Here is a 16227-nt window from a genome sequence, read left to right on the forward strand (position 1 = left end):
AGGATGGCGCTGGCGCGGTGGGACGGCGGGGTAAATGAAAACACCGGGCATTGCCCGGTGTTTTCATTTGCCGCAACGGCCGCCAAACCTGCCACATGCGCTACGCCGCCCGGTCATTTCCCTGCAACGCCGCTGCGGCCCAATACGCCCACGCGGCCCGGCCGTGGGAAGGGACCGGCCCGGCCTTCCCACCCTGGGCCCGACCAACTTCCCATCGGCGAGGGTGTCATGCGCAATCGAGTGACGCGGCGGTACTTCCAGCAGCTGTTCGCGCTGTACGCCGGTTTCGTGCAGTCGCGCTGAGGCGTAGACGCCAGCGAGGTAGAGTCGACCGTCGGTCGACTATCGCGCGAAGCGCGGGGTTTTCGGGGGCTGGACGAAAGTCAGTCGACTAACAGTCGACTCTACCCAGTCGACTCTATCCAGTCGCGGCTGTACCCAGTTGATCGCCCAGTCAGCGCCGCTTGCCGCGGCGTGCAGGGGCCGGCGGCGGAGCGTCGGAACGCGGCTTGGCGTACTGCGCCCACAGCGCCGGCAGTGCCTTGCCGGTGTGCTTCTGCCACAGCGCCGGTGCATAGCGGCCGTCGCGCAGGGCCTTGTCCAGTGCCAGCACCAGGCCCGGATGTTCGGCGTCGGCCCATTTCAGGAACGCACCGGTGACACGGTAGCCGCTGTCGAAGTTCTGCCCCTTCTCGACCTTGCCCGGCAGTGCCCAGCCCGCGGCGGCATTGTCCATGCCGTAGCGGTCGCGTGCGTAGTCGGCGATGCCCTCCACCAGCCAACCCGGCACCCGTGCGTCGCCATAGCCCGGATAGCCCTGCACGATGTGCATGGCCTCATGGGTGACCAGGTCGATGTCGTTGGGGTGCTGCGCCAGCCAACCCGGGTTGATGGTGATCGTTGCGGCCTGGTCCTTGTCACCGACGAAGGCGATCCCGGTGTAGGCCGGGTCGATCACGATGCGCACCATCGACGGCGCGGCCGGGTGGAAGTCCGCACGTTCGCGCAGGTAGGCGAAGTAGAACGTATCGATCACCCGCTTTCGCTGCGGCGCGGCCAGGGCGCCACGGGCGTCCTGGTAGTTCAGCGTCACGCCATCGCGGGTCAGCTGCGCATCAAAGGCCTGGGTCTGGCCGAAGCTGGAGAAGGAAAGGGCAACAAGGGCCAGAGGCAGCAGACGGTAGCGCATGGGGCTCATTGTACGGCGCTGGGCGCCAACAGTTCGATCTCCGCCAGCGGCAGCCGGCCCGGTGCGGCCAGGCGCAGCCGATACTCGCTGTAACGACCGGGTTTGGCGATGCGGAACGGTCGGGTCTGGCGGGCAGACTCGAAGGCTTCGCCGCTGCGCTGGTCGAGCACGATCCAGCGGCCGTTGCCGCTGCGCGCTTCCAGCGTCCATTCGCCGCCCTGGATGCGGCCGTCACCGCTGGTGAGCGTGTACATGGTCGGCACGCCGTCGCCCAGGCCGGTCAGTGCGATGGTTGCGCCGCCGCCCAGGCCGACGGCCGTGGCGGCATCGTCGTCGACCAGCGCTGGCAGGGCGCGACCATCGGCCAGCGTCGCCTTGGCGCCACTGCCGAGCAGGTCGTGCAGCAGCTGCGGGCGCTGGCCCCGCGCGGTCAGCGAGCGCGGCACATCGTCCACGCCGCTGCCCCAGCGCGACGGCTGCGGCCCCATCACGAAGTCCAGCGTCGCGCCCTTGGCGATCAGCTCGTGCGGCACCCAGGTCTTCGTCCACGGCTTGCCATTGATCTTCAGCGACTGCACGTAGACGTTCTCGCGTGAGTTGTTGGCCGCGTTCACGGTCAGCACCGCACCGCCCTGCAGTTCCACCCTCGCATGTTCGAACGCCGGTGAACCGATCACGTACTCCGGGGCGCCCATGCGCAGCGGATACACGCCCAGCGAAGCCAGCACGTACCACGCGGAGGTCTCGCCGTTGTCCTCGTCGCCCGGATAGCCCTGCCCGATCTCGCTGCCCACATACAGCCGCGACAGGATCTCGCGCACGTGCTGCTGGGTCTTCCACGGCTGCCCGGCGTACAGGTACATCCATGGGATGTGGTGCGCCGGCTGGTTGCTGTGTGCGTACATGCCCATGCGCACATCGCGCGCTTCGGTCATCTCATGGATGGTGCCGCCGTAGGATCCGGCAAACGCGGGGTCGGCGGTTTCCGGCGTGGAGAAGAAGGCATCCAGCTTCGCTGCCAGCTTGTCACGGCCACCATAGAGCGCGGCGAGTCCTTCGCCATCGTGGGCGGCGGTGAAGGCGAAGGTCCAGCCATTGGATTCGGTGTAGTCGTGGCCCCACACGCGCGGGTCGTAGGCCTTGGCGTCCACGCGCCACTGGCCATCGGCGTTGCGGCCCTGGAAGAAGCCGGCGGCCGGATCGAACATCGTCGCGTAGCTGGCGGCGCGATGGCGGAAGTAGTCGGCCTCGGTGCTGTAGCGCTCGCGTGCGGCCGGCGTGGTCGCGCGCTTGGCCAGAGCGTCGGCCATGTTGGCGATGCCGAAGTCATTCAGTGCGCCTTCCATCGTCCACGACATGCCTTCGTGCACGTCCGCGCTGGCGTAGCCACGGAAGGTCGAACGGTCCATGCCCTTGCGGCCGACATGGCGGTCGGGGGGGACCACGGTCGCGTTCTTCAGCGCGGCGGCGTAGGCCTCGGCCGGATCGAAGCCGCCGATGCCCTTCAGCCACGCATCGGCGAAGGCAACGTCCGAACTGGTGCCGACCATCAGGTCGGCGTAGCCCGGCGACGACCAGCGTGCGATCCAGCCACCGGCACGGTACTGCTCGATGAAGCCCTGCACCATCTGCCCGGCATCGTCGGGCGTGAACAGCGCATAGGCTGGCCAGGTGGTGCGGAAGGTGTCCCAGAAGCCGTTGTTGACGAACACCTTGCCATCGCGCACGCCGGTGAAGCTGCGGTTCGCGCTGCCTTCGGTGTTGTCGTCGCTGGCGCTGGCCTGGTTGGCGTAGCGCCAGTCAGGCGCGGCCGCGCTGCCGGCATTCTCGTGGCCGGAGTTGGGATACAGGTACAGCCTGTACAGGCTGGAATACAAGGTGGTCTTCTGGTCGTCAGTGGCATCGCCGATGTCGAAGCGGGCCAGGCGCGCGTCCCATGCATCCTGCGCACGGCCCGCCACGCTTTCCAGCGTGTCGGCGGCGGAGATTTCCAGCGCCAGGTTGTGACGCGCCTGTTCCACCGAGATCAGCGAGGTCGCGATGCGCATCGTCACCTGCCGGTCGCTGCCAGCATCGAACTTGATGTAACCGGTCGGGCGGCCGGTGTCGAGGCGGCCACTGCTGCGCCACGGCTTGTCGAAGCTGGCCACCACGTACATGCGGCTGGCGCCGTTGGACAGGCCACTGCGCGTATCGGTGTAGCCGCTGAGGGTCTGCGTGGCCGTGTCCAGGGTCAGGCCACCACGCGCATCGACATTGTCGAACAGCAGGTTGGCGTCGCCGCCCTCGGGGAACTCGAAGCGGAACAGCGCGGCATGGTCGGTCGGTGCGATGGCAGCAGCGATGCCATTGTCGAAGCGCACGTCGTAGCGGTAGGGGCGCGCGCTTTCATGACGGCGGTCGAACGACAGCGCGCGCTTGCGGCGGTCGGCGTCCGGCACGCCACGGCTGGCCGAGGGCATCACCTGGAAGGTCTGGCGGTCGCCCATCCACGGGCTGGGCTGGTGGCTCAGTGCCAGTGCCTGCAGCTGCGGGCGGTTCTGCGCATCGTTCTGTTCGTTCCAGCGGTACAGCCAGTTCAGTGCGCCGGCGTCGGTCACCGGGGTCCAGAAGTTGAACCCGTGCGGCACCGCCGTGGCCGGGAAATTGTTGCCGCGCGAGAAGGTGCCGTTGGCCTGGGTGCCGCGGGTGGTCAGCACCCAATCGGAGACGCGCTGCGGCCGCTGCCGCGGTTGGGCATCCAGGCGCACGTCATCAATCCAGCCAGAGACCGGCGCGCCCTCGGCACTGGCTACCTCCAGCTCGATCGCCACCACGCGGCGGCCCTTCAGCGTGGGCACGTCGCCCAGCCGCACTGCCTTGCGGGCCCATTGTTGCGGGTACAGCGTCTTCGATTCGCCCTGCGCGCGTGCGCCGATCGCCACGCCATGCTGGTCGCGTGCCGCACCGGCCGAAACGCGGCTGCCATCGTCCAGCAGCAGGTCCAGCGATACATAGGTCGAGGCGACGGTGTCCTTGCCGACGATTTCCGGCAGCACCAGCCACGACAGCGTGGTATCGGCCTCGATGGGCAGGTCGGCCTTGAACAGTTCGCGCCGCGCGCTGCCGCCTTCGCTGCTGTAGCGCAGCGCATGCAGGCCGCTGTAGCCGGCGTTGCGCTTGGCGGCGTAGGGCGCGGCCGGTCCATTGCCGATCGTGACCTGAAGCGCACCGGTGGCCTGCGCCGGTACAGGTTCGCCCGGTTCGAACGAGGTCTGCAGCCCCTGCGCCCGCGCCGGCATCGCAGTGGTCGCACAGGCCAGGGCCAGGGCGAGCGGAAGCAGGGCGCGGCGCGGATCGGACAGGGTCATGCAAGGGTCTCCCGGAAGGGCTGGCGGCGGGCGAACCCGCATCGGCGGACACCACGGACAGCATCGCTCCGCCCGCCAGGCTGGCAGTGGAAGAGGCGATGCCGGTCCGGTGGGGGCGGGCCATGCGATCGGGTTGGGTTGGGTGGGTCGAGGTGCGACCTGGCCCGATCCTGCAACAGCCGCCGCGCGCTGGCAAGTGCCATTTAGTTCGATCCAAATGCGGGAAATATCGCTGGAGTCGATTCTGGCGAGCGAACCTGCCGGAACGACCGCGAAATCCCCGGAATCGCCGCCGCCCGGCGCGCGGTGGGGAGATGCGAGGCATCGGCGGCGGCGTGCAAAGGCCCGTTGCGGGGCAATGTCGTTGCGGCCCAGATGCTAGAATCACGGGCCTCGCAACCCGTTCACCGAATCCGCCATGAGCCATACCGCCACCGCGCCCGCCAACGCCGAGAAGCGCTACACCGTGCACCGCAGCGATCTGCCGTTGAGCTGCCCGACCCCGGAAATGGCGCTGTGGAACTCGCATCCGCGCGTGTACCTGCCGATCGAAGACGAGCCCAACGGCGAAGCGCAGTGCCCGTACTGCGGTTCCGTGTTCGTGCTGGCCGACTAAACGGCGGCCCCTTCGATGCGCCGATTGACCGTGGTGCAGTTGCTGCCGGCGCTGCACTCCGGTGGTGTCGAGCGCTCGACCCTGGAAATCGCTGCGGCCCTGGTTGCCGCCGGCCATCGCGCGCTGGTGGTGTCTGCCGGTGGCCGCCTGGTGCAGCCGCTGCTGGACAGTGGTGCCGAGCACCTCACCCTGGATATCGGCCGCAAGTCGCTGCTGACCCTGCGCCATCTGCCGACCCTGCGCCGGCTGTTTGCCGAAGTTGGTGCGGACATCGTGCATGCCCGTTCGCGGCTGCCGGCCTGGTTGGGCCTGTACGCGATCCGCGCCATGCCCGCCGCACAGCGCCCGCATTGGGTGACCACCGTGCACGGGTTGAACTCGCCCAGCCGCTACAGCGCGGTGATGACCAGTGGCGAACGCGTGATCTGCGTGTCCAACACCGTGCGCGCCTACGTGCAACGCCATTACCCGACGGTGCCGGAAGAAAAACTGCGGGTCATACCGAGAGGTGTCGACGTCAACCAGTTCCCGCGCGTGGCGCGCGCCGACCGCCGCCCGCGGCTGGCGCTGGCGGCCGACTACCCGTGGCTGGCCCAGGTCGAAGGCCCGCTGCTGCTGCTGCCGGGGCGCGGCACCCGGCTGAAGGGCCACACCCACGCGCTGCAGCTGCTGGCCGACGTGCGTGCCGCCGGCGTGCCTGCCCAGCTGTGGATGCTGGGCACCGACGAACCCGGGCGCGAGGCCTACGTGGCTGACCTGCGCCGCCAGGCCGCGGCACTGGGCGTGGCCGAGGCCGTACAGATCAGCACGCCTACCGTCCGCATCGCCCAGGCCTACGCCGCCAGCGATCTGGTGCTGCAGCTGTCAGACAAGCCGGAAGCCTTTGGCCGCACCGTGGTCGAGGCGCTGTCGGTCGGTCGCCCGGTGCTGGGCTGGGACCACGGTGGCGTCGGCGAACTGCTGCTGCAGCTGCAGCCCAGCGGTGCGGTGCCGCTCGGCGACGCGCGCGCGCTGGGTGAACGTGCGCTGGCCCTGCTGGCGCAGCCGCCGTCCCTGCCGACCCGCATCCCGTTTACCCTGCAGGCCATGCAGCGCGATACCCTCCGCCTCTATGCCGATTTCGCCGGCTGACCCCGCTGCCATCGTGCGCGACGACCGTGCCGGGCGCTGGGCGCCCTGGTGGGTGCTGGCGTACGTGGCGATGTGGCCGCTGCCGGGCATTGCCGAAACCGTGCTGGGCCTTGGCGCGGTCTATGCTGCCGCGCGCATGGTGATGCGCCGGCTGCAGCGCCGTCCGCACCTGTTGAGCACGGCGGCGTGGGCGCTGACCTCGATCCTGTTCCTCGGCTACTGGCTGCCGCAGGCGTTTTCGGCCATCGATGCGATCGACCCTTCGGCCTCGTGGACCAAGGCGGCCGCCGGACTGCGCTACCTGCCCTTCATGTGGCTGGTGGCGATCGCGGTGGCCACGCCGGAACGGCGGCGCTTGACCTTCGGTGGCCTGGCGCTGATCACCGGCGTGTGGACGCTGGACGCGCTGGTGCAGGCGCTGGCTGGCACCAGCCCGTGGTTCTGGTCGCTGGAACACCTGAAGCTGGCCGTGAGTGGCCACGCGTTGTGCCCGGCCGACGAAGCCGCACTGGCCGACCGCCTCAGTGGCGCGCTTGGGCCCTGCAATCTGAAATTCGGCCAGGTGCTGGCCAGCCTGTCACCGTTCCTGCTGCTGCCGATGGCGCAGCGTTTCGGCAATGCAGGGTGGCTGCTGGCCGCTGCAACACTGGGGTGCGTGCTGCTGCTGGCAGGTTCGCGCGCCTCGTGGATCACCTTTGTGCTGGTGCTGGCCTACAGCGGCGTGCGCCAGTTCGGCTGGAAGCGGCTGCTGCTGCTGGCCCTGGTGGCAGCGCTGGGTACGGCCGCACTGACAGCGGGCGTGCCGCAGCTGCGCGAGCGTGTCGCGCGCACGGCGCAGGCATGGAACGAAGACGGGCAGGGCGTTGACGAGGCGCTTTCGGGGCGCGCGCGCATCTGGACCGCAGCGGTGTGCATGATCGAGGAGCATCCGGTCAACGGTGTCGGTGCGCGCGGCTTCCGCGATGCGTATCCGGCCTGCGTGTCAGATGAGGGGCCCGCCGTGTGGGGTAACCAACCGGCGTTGCACGCCCACCAGATCGTGCTGGAAATCCTTGCCGAGACCGGCGTTCTGGGCCTGCTGCTGTGGTTGGCGGCGGTGGCGCAGGCCTGGCGGGCCTGGCGCTATGCCCCGGCGGCTGCGCGTGATCGCGCCCGACCGGCGATGCTGGCGCTGGCGGTTACGGTGTTCCCGCTCAATACGCACCTGGCGTTCTATTCCGCTTTCTGGGGTGGCCTGACGGTGCTGCTGGCAGCCCTGTTCGCCGGCAGCCTGCTGGCGCGCGACGCAGATGATTCCCCGCCGGTGAAGTGACCGCGCATCCGCGCATGGTAGGGATCAACCATGGAGTCGATCAGTAGATCCACGCCATGCGTGGATGAGGCTTTCCCGACCTGAACACGGTGACATCTCCACTATCGGTGCCCCGGCAGTTCGCGCACGCTGGAGGCATGGCCAGCCCCAGACTTCGCTACGGTCGGTATTCCCGATCCGGCAACGTTTATTCATTGACCACAGCAACCCTCGGCCGCGAACCGTTGTTCGCCGATGCGGCAAACGTGGCGATCCTTATCGACACCCTGCGCTTCGTAGAGCGCAAGGGCTTCAGCCACAGCCTCGCCTGGGTGGTCATGCCCGACCATCTGCACTGGCTGATGGAGCTGCGCGGAGGAACCCTGGCCGAGTGTATGGCCCTGCTCAAATCACGCAGCAGCCGACTGCTGAACCGGCGATTGGAGCGACGAGGGGCGCTGTGGCAGCACGGTTACCACGATCATGCCGTACGCAGCGATGAATCCCTTCATGAGAAGGCGATGTACATCCTGGCCAATCCGGTCCGTGCGGGCCTGGCCGGCACGTTGGGTGAGTACCCGCACGCATGGTGCCGTTGGCCGTTGTAGGTGCCGGCACCCGGATGTAGAGCATCCACGCATGGCGTGGATCTACTTCAGAATGCTCCGCGTCATCAAATTCACGCCATGCGTGGACGAAACCCTCCCGCCCCACCTTTATTTGTAGAAATCACTCCGGCCGCCGGGCTGGCGCTTGAAGCGGCGGTGGATCCACAGGTACTGGTCGGGAGCCTCGCGCACCATCGCTTCGATGGCCTGGTTGACCCGCGTGGTATCGGCTTCCACATCCTCGCTGGGGAAGTTCTCCAGCGGCGCGCCGATCTTCAGGAAGTACTTTCCGCCTTCGCGCCGGTGGAAGTACGGAATCACCGCACAGCCGGTCATGCGCGCCAGCTGATGGGTGGCGGTGATGGTCGAAGCGGTGTGGCCGAAGAATGGCACGAACACGGTGTCCTTGCCCCGCATGTCCTGGTCTGGCGCGTACCAGAGGAAGCCGCCCTTCTTCAGGTGGCGCACGGTCGCGCGGATGTCCTCGTTGGCGAACATCGCCTTGGCATAGCGCAGGCGGCCGAACTTCACCGCCCACTCGTACACCGGGTTCTTGTGCTTGCGGTACATGCCGGAAAGATCGACGTAGTCGCACAGCAGGCGGCCGCACATTTCCAGGGTCATGAAGTGGCCGGAGACCAGCAGGACGCCGCGGCCTTCGGCCTGCATCTGCCGCAGGTGTTCCAGGCCTTCGATCCGTACCTGCGGGCGGATGCTGTCGATGCTGCCCCACCAAGCGCGGATGCACTCGAACACGCCGACGCCCAGCGCATCGAAACTGTCGCGCACCAGGCGCTGCCGCCACGCCTCGTCCTTCTCGGGGAAGCACAGCTGCAGGTTGACCTCGGCGGCGCGGCGGCGGCTGCCGAGCAGGCGCCAGGTGATCCAGCCGACGCCCCGGCCCAGCGCGCGCTGCAGCATCCATGGCAGGCGGGCGATGGCGAAGGCGCCGAACATGGCGGCGAACATCGGCCAGTTGCGCGGATCGCGCAGCGATGGGCGGACGGCGGTGGAGGCATCTGACATGGGGCCATTCTACCAAGGCGGCCGCGTGTCTTTCCCGGGGGGCTCCCGTATCCTTGCCGCATGCGTAAAGACCCTGTCGAATGGATCCTGCGCGGCCTGTACTCGGTCGTGCTCTACATCCTGCTGCCGATCACCGTGTACCACCTGGTCTGGCGCGGCTTCCGGGTCCGTGAGTACTTCCGGCGCTGGGACGAACGCTACGCCTCCTATCCGCAGCCGACCGGCCAGCCACGGGTGTGGCTGCACGCGGTCTCGGTGGGCGAGGTCAATGCCGCCGCGCCGCTGGTCAACGCCCTGCGCCAGCAGCGCCCGGACATCCGCTGGGTCATCACCACCATCACTCCGACCGGCTCCGAGCGCGTGCGTGCGCTCTGGGGCGACGCGCTGGACCATGTCTACCTGCCGTACGACGTGCCGGGCAGCGTCAACCGCTTCCTCGGCCATTTCCAGCCCAGCCTGGCGCTGATCCTGGAAACCGAGTTGTGGCCGAACATGCTGTTCGGCTGCCGTGACCGTGGCGTTCCGGTCTACATCCTCAATGCCCGGTTGTCGGCGCGTTCGCTGCGCGGCTACCGGCTGCTGGCCGCATTGATCCGCCGCGCCCTGCGCACCGTCACCTGCGTGGCCGCGCAGTCGCAGGACGATGCCGAGCGCTTCGTGCAGCTGGGGGCGGAGCCCGGCCAGGTGCAGGCACTGGGCAACCTGAAGTTCGACATCACCACGCCGGACGTGCAGGGCTTCGTCGAACAGTTCCATGCACGGGTGCCGGGCGCGCGCCCGGTATGGATCGCCGCCAGTACCCATGATGGCGAAGAGCAGGCGGTGATCGACCTGCACCGCCGCCTGCGCCAGCAGCATCCGGATCTGCTGCTGCTGTGGGCACCGCGCCATCCCGAACGTTTCCCGAAGGTGGAAGCGCTGGCGCGCGAACAGGGCTGGAGCGTGGCGACCCGCCGCGTGGACCAGTGGCCGCACGCCGCCACAGACGTGTTCGTCATCGACACCCTCGGCGAGCTGATGCCGTTCTACGCCTGCGCCCAGGTCGCCTTCGTCGGCGGCAGCCTGCAGGCCATCGGTGGCCACAACCTGCTGGAGCCCGCTGCGATGGGAACCGCGGCGGTGACCGGCCCGCACCTGCACAACTTCGCGGAAATCTCCCGGCGCATGCGCGAGGCCGGTGCGCTGCTGATCGGCGAAGATGCGCAGGCGGTGGGCGACCTGCTGCAGCATCTGCTTGAAGATGCGCAGGCCCGCGAAGACATGGCGCGTGCGGGCTGCACGTTGGTCAGCAATGGCCGTGGCGCGCTGCAGCGCACGCTTGCGCTGGTCGCACCGCACCTGCCACCACCGCGCGAGTGATCCCGGCAGCGCGGCGTCGGCGGCGCTGCGCTGCGTTGTCGTGATCAACTTCATCAATTCTGCTTAGCGACGATTTTTCTGTCGTTGCTGGACCGACCCTGCCGATGGCAGCGTGCCTGCCATCACATCGTGGCGCACGCAGCACCGATTCCGATTCCGCAGGACGACGCAGGCTGCCAGCCTGCTGTCGACCGCGCTTGGGCGGATATCAAGGGAACTTGCGATGGACGGCGACAGGGGCAGGGACGGCACCGGTGGGGCGCGCTTGGGGATGGACCACCTGGCTGTGGTGGCACTGACGCTGCTGGTGGGCGGCAGCGTGATCGCGCTGGTGGGCCAGCACACGGCGGCACAGGCTGGCCCGGCCATCGTACTGAGCCTGTTGCTGGCCGCACTGGGGGCTGGCCTGGTGCTGTGCTGCCTGCAGGATCTGGTGCTGCGACTGCCGGCGGCCGATGGCCTGTACGGACTGTTGGCCGCCAGCTGGGGGCCACGGGTGGCCATCGTTCTGGGCGCGATCCTGTTGCTTGAGCTGACGGCGACCACGGCGGGCGCGGCACAGTCCATGGCCCGCCATGTACATGCCGTGCTGGCTACCGGAGGCGTCCATGCCAACGACTGGCTGCCCGTGCAGGTAGCGGCGGCCATGGGTCTGCTGATGTTGAGCGCGCTCGCGTTGCTGCCGCCGCGGGGTGTGGCTCTGGCGGCCTGTGCGCTGCTGACGGTGAAGATCGGTGTGGGGGTGTTGCTGCTGGCGCTGGCGGCGCGTCACGTGCACTACGGGCATTGGATTCCCTGGCTGCCTCCGGCGACCGCACCGTATCGTTTCGGGCTGGGGGGCGTGCTGGCGACTGCGGTGCCGCTGCTGGGCATATTTGCCAGCGTGGGCCTGGCACTGGGCTTTCCTGCGCTGCGCCGCCAGGGCGCGATGTGGCAGCCGGCGGTGCTGGCGCTGGTCTCGTTGCTGGCGATGCTGCTGCTGATCGTGCTGGCAGCATTGCAGGCCGGGCTGGTCGAGTTTTCCGCGCTCGCCAGTACCCGGCCACTGGCGGTTGCGCTGCAGGTGCACCCCCAGCTGCAGTGGATGCTGCCATTGTTGCCCCTGGCCGGGGCAGCGGGCCTGGCCGCCCTGCAGTTGGTGCTGCTGATGCTGGCCCTCCGGTTGGCCACATCGTTGTGGCCCCGCGCAGCTGACGCGGCGGGACGATCCCGCACGCGCCTGAGCGCAATGGTGGTTGCGCTGCCGGCGGTGATGCTGGTGCTGGGGCTGCCGCAGGGCACCTTGCCGGCGCTGCCGGGTCCGGCAACGCTGGTGGTCATGGCAGCGCTGTGCCTGGCGGTGCTGCGGCGTTGGGATGACACCCGGCAAGGCGCAGCCGGCTGCGGGCTGATGATGTCGATGCTGGCCCCCTTGGCAGCCGTGCTGTGCGCGCTCGCGGCGTTGGAACGCCTGCGCGCATGGCCGGGCTGACGGTTCGTGGGGCCACGCCGGGGCGCGCGCGTGTGGATGCAGCATCTGCAAAAAAGCCACCCTCGCGGGTGGCTTTTTCGTTGCAGGGGCGACGACTCAGTGCGTGGTCGTGGCCGGGTTGCCCGCGTCCTGGGTCAGCAGCCGATTGACGTCCTGCAGTTCGGCCACGTCCAGCGCACCCAGCGACTGGCTCAGCAGCAGGCGGTTCTGCAGGAAGGTGTAGCGGGCCTGGGCATAGTCCAGCTGTGCCGAGAACAGGATGCGCTGGTTCTGGATCACATCCAGCACGGTACGGGTACCGACTTCCAGGCCGACCTGCGAAGCGTCGTACGCGCTCTGCGCCGAGACCACCGCCAGGCGGCGGGCTTCCACTTCGCTGATGCCCTGAACCAGGGTCTGGTAGGCATTGCGGGTATTGCGATCCAGGGCACGCTTCTGCTGCTCGTAGCCGTCCTGGGCGATGTCACGCTGCGCCAGCGCCTGGCGCACGCCGGACTGGGTGGCACCACCGGAGAAGATCGGCACGCTCAGGGTCAGGCCGATGCTGTTGGTGCGCGCATCCGGCGACAGCGAGCCGGCACCGGTGCTGTCGCCCCAGGTGGCGCTCTTGCCCCAGCTGCCGCCCAGCGACAGGGTCGGGTAATGACCACCACGGGCAGCCTGCACGCCGGCTTCGGCGGCACTGACCTTCAGCTCCTGCGCCTTCAGCGCCGGATTCTGGGTGGTGGCCTGCTGCACCAGCTCGTCGATGTTGCCGCGGTTGGCCGGCACTTCCGGGCGGAAGTCCGCCGGCAGGCCACGCAGGTTGGTCACCGGCTGGCCGGTCAGTTCGGTCAGGGCCTGGTAGTTATCGGCCAGGGTGTTCTGCGCGATGATGGTGTTGGCGCGCGCCTGGTCGTACTGGGCGCGTGCTTCGTGCACGTCGGTGATCGGCGCCAGGCCCACTTCCAGGCGCTTGTCGGCGAAGTCGAACTGCTTCTTCGCGGCCGCTTCATTGGTCTGTGCGGCGTTCAGCGATTCGATCGCCACCAGCACATTGAAGTAGGCCGCCGAGGTGCGCACGATCAGGTTGTCGTTGGCCGATTCGAGGGTGAAGTCCGCCGCCTTGCTCAGCTCACGCTGCGAGCGCAGGTTGTTGATCTGGGTCCAGTTGAACAGCGTCTGGCTGCCGTCGATCGTGTAGGTGCGGCGCTTGTTGGTGAACGAGCCGGAGTTGGCGTCGGCGTTCGGCTCGCTGCGCGTGCGGTTCAGCGCGGCCTGGCCATTGATCTGCGGCAGCAGGGCGGCACGCGCCTGCACGGCGCCTTCCTTGTCGTACAGCCGGGTCGATTCGGCGGCCGACAGCTGCGGATCGCCGTTGCGGGCCATTTCGTAGACCTGCAGCAGGTCGGCGGCATGGGCGGACAACGGCAGCAGGGCAGTGGCCAGCGCAACAGCGAGGGATCGGCGGATCATTGCGGCTTCCTTGGACTCAGAGGTGGAACTGGGGGGCCGGGGCGGCACCACGCAGGTAATCGATATCGGTCTCGAACAGGGACTCGGAGCTACCGTCGGCCTTGACCAGCAGGGCCTCCATCGCCGGCGAGCGGCCGTGGATCACGAACAGGCGGCCACCCGGACGCAGCCACGAGGCGAACTGTGACGGCACCACGTCGACCGCACCAGTGACACAGATCACGTCAAAGCGGCGTTCGGTCTGCCAGGACAGGGCATCGGCCACTTCCACGCGGACGTTGCTGCCCAGGCCGGAGGCGTCCAGGCGGGCACGCGCAGCGGCGGCCAGCTCCGGGTCGATTTCCAGGCTCAGCACATCGCGCGCCAGCGCGCCGATGCAGGCCGACAGGAAGCCGCTGCCCGTGCCGATTTCCAGCACTTCGTCACCCGGCTGCAGGTCCAGTGCCTGCAGGGTACGGCCCTCGATGACCGGCTTCATCATCTTCTGGCCGTGGCCGATCGGCAGTTCGACATCGGCGTAGGCCAGTGCCCGGTGCGCGTCGGCGACAAAGGCCTCGCGCGGCAGGCGGGCCAGGACGTCGAGCACCTTGATGTCCAGCACGTCCCAGGGACGGATCTGCTGTTCCACCATCAGTTCGCGGGCGTGGGCGTAATCAATCGTCATGAGGTTCAAATCCAGCGCAGTGGGCCGGCCATTTTACCGGTGCCGGAGGCCGGCGGCGCGCCCAGAGCATCAGCTGCCGGGGGCCGGGGTCGCAGTGCCGGAAGTCATCGCGACCTCCGGTTCGTTCAGTTTTGGTTATTCAGCCGTTCCGGCCCCTCGCGGCGCGTAGGCGCGCAGGAAGAAGTCGATGCTGGCGGTCACGTGGGCAAGAGGGTCGCATCCCACGGGTGACAGTGGCATGCCGCACATCATATGCATGTGCACTTCGCCCTTGACCAGGGTCAGGAACTGCTCGCCGGCCAGAGCACAGTCGGGGATATCCAGTTCGCCACGTTCGGCGCGGGCACGCAGGAAATCGGCCAGGGCCTCGCAGGTACGCTCGGGGCCGGCTTTCCAGAACAGCGCGCGCAGGCGTTCGTCGGTCTCCGGCGCCATCATCATGCGCTGGATCGAGATCGCCGCGTCGGAGGTGATCAGCTCGAAGAAGGCCAGGCCGATACCGATCAGCTGGTCGCGCAGCGGGCCGTCCGCGTCGGCTACGAACAGCGCGTCGGGCAGCATTTCAATGCACTTTGACTGCACCGCCTCGGAGAACAGCGTCTCCTTGTCGCCGAAGTGGCTGTACACAGTCAGCTTCGAGACGCCGGCCTGAGCGGCGATGGTGTCCATGCTCACGCCGGTATAGCCCTGTTCGATGAACAGTGCCTTGGCTGCTTCAAGGATCGCCGCGCGCTTGCCGAGGTCCTTGGGGCGCCCGGGTCCGGCGGCCTTGGCAGCGGGCTTGGCCGACGGCTTGCGGGAAATGTGGGAACTCATCGCGACAATACTAGACCAAGCGGTTCGATATTTATACTATACCGGCCGGTTTATTAAATTGGGCCGGCAGTCGCGGCTCCTCCCTTAGTTGCAACCCTGCGTTTTCAGGACGTTGACCGATGAAGATCGTGCGCTGGATGGGCGGTATGGTGTGGATGGCTGCGCTGGCAGCCTGTTCGGGGCAGGAACAGGCGCCACCGGCGGCCGTACCGGTGCTGGTGGTTCACCCCGGCGAGCAGGCCGGGCAGGCGCCGGCGGCGTTCCCGGGCACGGTGCGTGCGCGACAGGAAAGCCCGCTGTCGTTCCGCGTTGGCGGCAACCTGGTCAAGCGCCACGTCGATGCCGGGCAACGGGTGAAGAAGGGCGACGTGCTGGCCGAGCTGGACGTGGCCGACTTCGCGCTGCAGGCCCGTGCCTCGCAGGCGCAGCTGGCGGCAGCCGAAGCCGATCTGGTGCGCGCCCGCGATGACCTCAAGCGTTACCAGGTGCTGGCCGACCAGCAGCTGGTCAGCCGCTCGCAGCTGGACCAGCAGTCCGCCGCGTTCAAGGCCGCGCAGGGCCAGGCCAACGCCGCCCGCGCCAACCTCGATGTGCTCCGCAACCAGGCCGGCTACGCACAGCTGCGTGCGCCGGCCGACGGTGTGATCGCCAGCCGCGAGGCCGAGGCCGGGCAGGTAGTGTCCGCCGGGCAGACCATCTTCAACCTGGCCGCCGACGGTGGCCGCGAAGTGCTGATCGACCTGCCCGAGGCCACCATCCGCGACTATGCTGTGGGCCAACCGGTCGAGGTGGAGTTGTGGAATCGCCCCGGCCAGCGCCTGCCGGGCACGATCCGGGAGATCGCCGCCGCTGCCGATCCGCAGGCACGTACCTATGCGACCCGGGTCAGCCTGCCCGCCGATGCGCTGGCCGACGTCGAACTGGGCCAGAGTGCACGCGTCTACAGCAGCGCCGGTCGCCACGGCACCCTGCAGCTGCCGCTGGGCGCGCTGCAGCGTGGTGCCAACGGTGCCGCCAGCGTATGGGTGGTCGATCCGGCCAACAGCACGCTGAAGGCCGCAACGGTTACCACCGGTGCGTTTGGCAGCGAGACGGTACCGGTACTGTCGGGCGTGAGCGGGGGCGACTGGGTAGTTGCTGCGGGTGGCCACCTGCTGCGGGCCGGCCAGCCGGTGATCGCCGTGGACCGGCAGAACCGTCCCGTGCTGAAGCCGGCTACGCCGGCCGCTGCCGCCAAGGCCAGGGAGTAAG

Annotated in this window: 13 protein-coding genes; 7 read left to right on the forward strand and 6 right to left on the reverse strand. The window is 68.4% G+C overall.

All coding sequences use genetic code 11. The features are described from left to right. Window positions 1-454: 454 nt before the first annotated feature. Together ACM0O9_RS06730 and ACM0O9_RS06735 are read right to left on the reverse strand one after the other, a co-directional pair. Window positions 455-1198, reverse strand: a complete 744-nt coding sequence (locus ACM0O9_RS06730) for a basic secretory protein-like protein (protein WP_032954509.1) — start codon at window positions 1196-1198, stop codon at window positions 455-457. Then, the gene (locus tag ACM0O9_RS06735) at window positions 1195-4539 is read right to left on the reverse strand and encodes a GH92 family glycosyl hydrolase (protein ID WP_414604005.1); all 3345 of its coding nucleotides are present in this window, start codon (window positions 4537-4539) and stop codon (window positions 1195-1197) included. The genes ACM0O9_RS06730 and ACM0O9_RS06735 overlap by 4 nt, the downstream gene beginning before the upstream one ends. A 418-nt stretch (window positions 4540-4957) precedes the next feature. Here ACM0O9_RS06735 and ACM0O9_RS06740 point away from each other — a divergent pair, with 418 nt between their 5' ends. The 4 genes from ACM0O9_RS06740 (at window position 4958) to ACM0O9_RS06755 (ending at window position 8185) form a co-directional block, all read left to right on the forward strand. Continuing rightward, window positions 4958-5155: a zinc-finger domain-containing protein gene (locus tag ACM0O9_RS06740; RefSeq protein ID WP_005410967.1), complete on the forward strand. Its 198-nt coding sequence runs from the start codon at window positions 4958-4960 to the stop codon at window positions 5153-5155. Between the two features lie 15 nt (window positions 5156-5170). Beyond that, on the forward strand, window positions 5171-6286 hold the full coding sequence (locus ACM0O9_RS06745) for a glycosyltransferase (protein WP_139727636.1): 1116 nt from the start codon (window positions 5171-5173) through the stop codon (window positions 6284-6286). Next, complete coding sequence (locus ACM0O9_RS06750; RefSeq protein WP_065185356.1) at window positions 6267-7598, forward strand: O-antigen ligase family protein; 1332 nt, start codon at window positions 6267-6269, stop codon at window positions 7596-7598. The genes ACM0O9_RS06745 and ACM0O9_RS06750 overlap by 20 nt, the downstream gene beginning before the upstream one ends. Window positions 7599-7735: 137 nt before the next feature. Next, on the forward strand, window positions 7736-8185 hold the full coding sequence (locus tag ACM0O9_RS06755) for an REP-associated tyrosine transposase (RefSeq protein ID WP_032954504.1): 450 nt from the start codon (window positions 7736-7738) through the stop codon (window positions 8183-8185). A 108-nt stretch (window positions 8186-8293) separates the two neighbouring features. On the opposite strand, the gene ACM0O9_RS06760 is transcribed toward ACM0O9_RS06755, so the two are convergent. Then, window positions 8294-9211: an LpxL/LpxP family Kdo(2)-lipid IV(A) lauroyl/palmitoleoyl acyltransferase gene (locus tag ACM0O9_RS06760; protein ID WP_005419134.1), complete on the reverse strand. Its 918-nt coding sequence runs from the start codon at window positions 9209-9211 to the stop codon at window positions 8294-8296. A 60-nt stretch (window positions 9212-9271) separates the two neighbouring features. On the opposite strand from ACM0O9_RS06760, the gene waaA reads away from it, so the two are divergent. Further along, window positions 9272-10570, forward strand: a complete 1299-nt coding sequence (gene waaA, locus ACM0O9_RS06765; protein WP_065178339.1) for a lipid IV(A) 3-deoxy-D-manno-octulosonic acid transferase — start codon at window positions 9272-9274, stop codon at window positions 10568-10570. Between the two features lie 271 nt (window positions 10571-10841). Next, the gene (locus ACM0O9_RS06770; RefSeq protein WP_414604004.1) at window positions 10842-12041 is read left to right on the forward strand and encodes an amino acid transporter; all 1200 of its coding nucleotides are present in this window, start codon (window positions 10842-10844) and stop codon (window positions 12039-12041) included. 96 nt (window positions 12042-12137) lie between these two features. Here the strand turns inward: ACM0O9_RS06770 and ACM0O9_RS06775 are convergent, their stop codons facing one another. The 3 genes from ACM0O9_RS06775 to ACM0O9_RS06785 form a co-directional block, all read right to left on the reverse strand. Further along, window positions 12138-13496, reverse strand: a complete 1359-nt coding sequence (locus ACM0O9_RS06775) for a TolC family outer membrane protein (protein ID WP_005419128.1) — start codon at window positions 13494-13496, stop codon at window positions 12138-12140. 16 nt (window positions 13497-13512) lie between these two features. Further along, the gene (locus ACM0O9_RS06780) at window positions 13513-14160 is read right to left on the reverse strand and encodes a protein-L-isoaspartate O-methyltransferase family protein (RefSeq protein WP_049416694.1); all 648 of its coding nucleotides are present in this window, start codon (window positions 14158-14160) and stop codon (window positions 13513-13515) included. A 135-nt stretch (window positions 14161-14295) separates the two neighbouring features. Continuing rightward, the gene (locus ACM0O9_RS06785; RefSeq protein WP_235649109.1) at window positions 14296-14976 is read right to left on the reverse strand and encodes a TetR/AcrR family transcriptional regulator; all 681 of its coding nucleotides are present in this window, start codon (window positions 14974-14976) and stop codon (window positions 14296-14298) included. A gap of 119 nt (window positions 14977-15095) precedes the next feature. On the opposite strand from ACM0O9_RS06785, the gene ACM0O9_RS06790 reads away from it, so the two are divergent. After that, window positions 15096-16226: an efflux RND transporter periplasmic adaptor subunit gene (locus tag ACM0O9_RS06790; protein WP_235649110.1), complete on the forward strand. Its 1131-nt coding sequence runs from the start codon at window positions 15096-15098 to the stop codon at window positions 16224-16226. The last annotated feature ends 1 nt before the right edge of the window (window position 16227 follow it).

This window comes from Stenotrophomonas sp. FR012, from assembly GCF_047520565.2.
GTDB classification, from domain to species: Bacteria; Pseudomonadota; Gammaproteobacteria; order Xanthomonadales; family Xanthomonadaceae; genus Stenotrophomonas; species Stenotrophomonas sepilia.

Coding starts and splice junctions, on each gene's coding strand:
- ACM0O9_RS06760 (WP_005419134.1), bottom strand. CDS start 9,211: ATGTCAGATGCCTCCACCGCCGTCCGCCCATCGCTGCGCGATCCGCGC.
- ACM0O9_RS06735 (WP_414604005.1), bottom strand. CDS start 4,539: ATGACCCTGTCCGATCCGCGCCGCGCCCTGCTTCCGCTCGCCCTGGCC.
- ACM0O9_RS06755 (WP_032954504.1), top strand. CDS start 7,736: ATGGCCAGCCCCAGACTTCGCTACGGTCGGTATTCCCGATCCGGCAAC.
- ACM0O9_RS06770 (WP_414604004.1), top strand. CDS start 10,842: ATGGACCACCTGGCTGTGGTGGCACTGACGCTGCTGGTGGGCGGCAGC.
- ACM0O9_RS06785 (WP_235649109.1), bottom strand. CDS start 14,976: ATGAGTTCCCACATTTCCCGCAAGCCGTCGGCCAAGCCCGCTGCCAAG.
- ACM0O9_RS06780 (WP_049416694.1), bottom strand. CDS start 14,160: ATGACGATTGATTACGCCCACGCCCGCGAACTGATGGTGGAACAGCAG.
- ACM0O9_RS06745 (WP_139727636.1), top strand. CDS start 5,171: ATGCGCCGATTGACCGTGGTGCAGTTGCTGCCGGCGCTGCACTCCGGT.
- ACM0O9_RS06740 (WP_005410967.1), top strand. CDS start 4,958: ATGAGCCATACCGCCACCGCGCCCGCCAACGCCGAGAAGCGCTACACC.
- ACM0O9_RS06775 (WP_005419128.1), bottom strand. CDS start 13,496: ATGATCCGCCGATCCCTCGCTGTTGCGCTGGCCACTGCCCTGCTGCCG.
- ACM0O9_RS06790 (WP_235649110.1), top strand. CDS start 15,096: ATGAAGATCGTGCGCTGGATGGGCGGTATGGTGTGGATGGCTGCGCTG.
- ACM0O9_RS06750 (WP_065185356.1), top strand. CDS start 6,267: ATGCCGATTTCGCCGGCTGACCCCGCTGCCATCGTGCGCGACGACCGT.
- waaA (WP_065178339.1), top strand. CDS start 9,272: ATGCGTAAAGACCCTGTCGAATGGATCCTGCGCGGCCTGTACTCGGTC.
- ACM0O9_RS06730 (WP_032954509.1), bottom strand. CDS start 1,198: ATGAGCCCCATGCGCTACCGTCTGCTGCCTCTGGCCCTTGTTGCCCTT.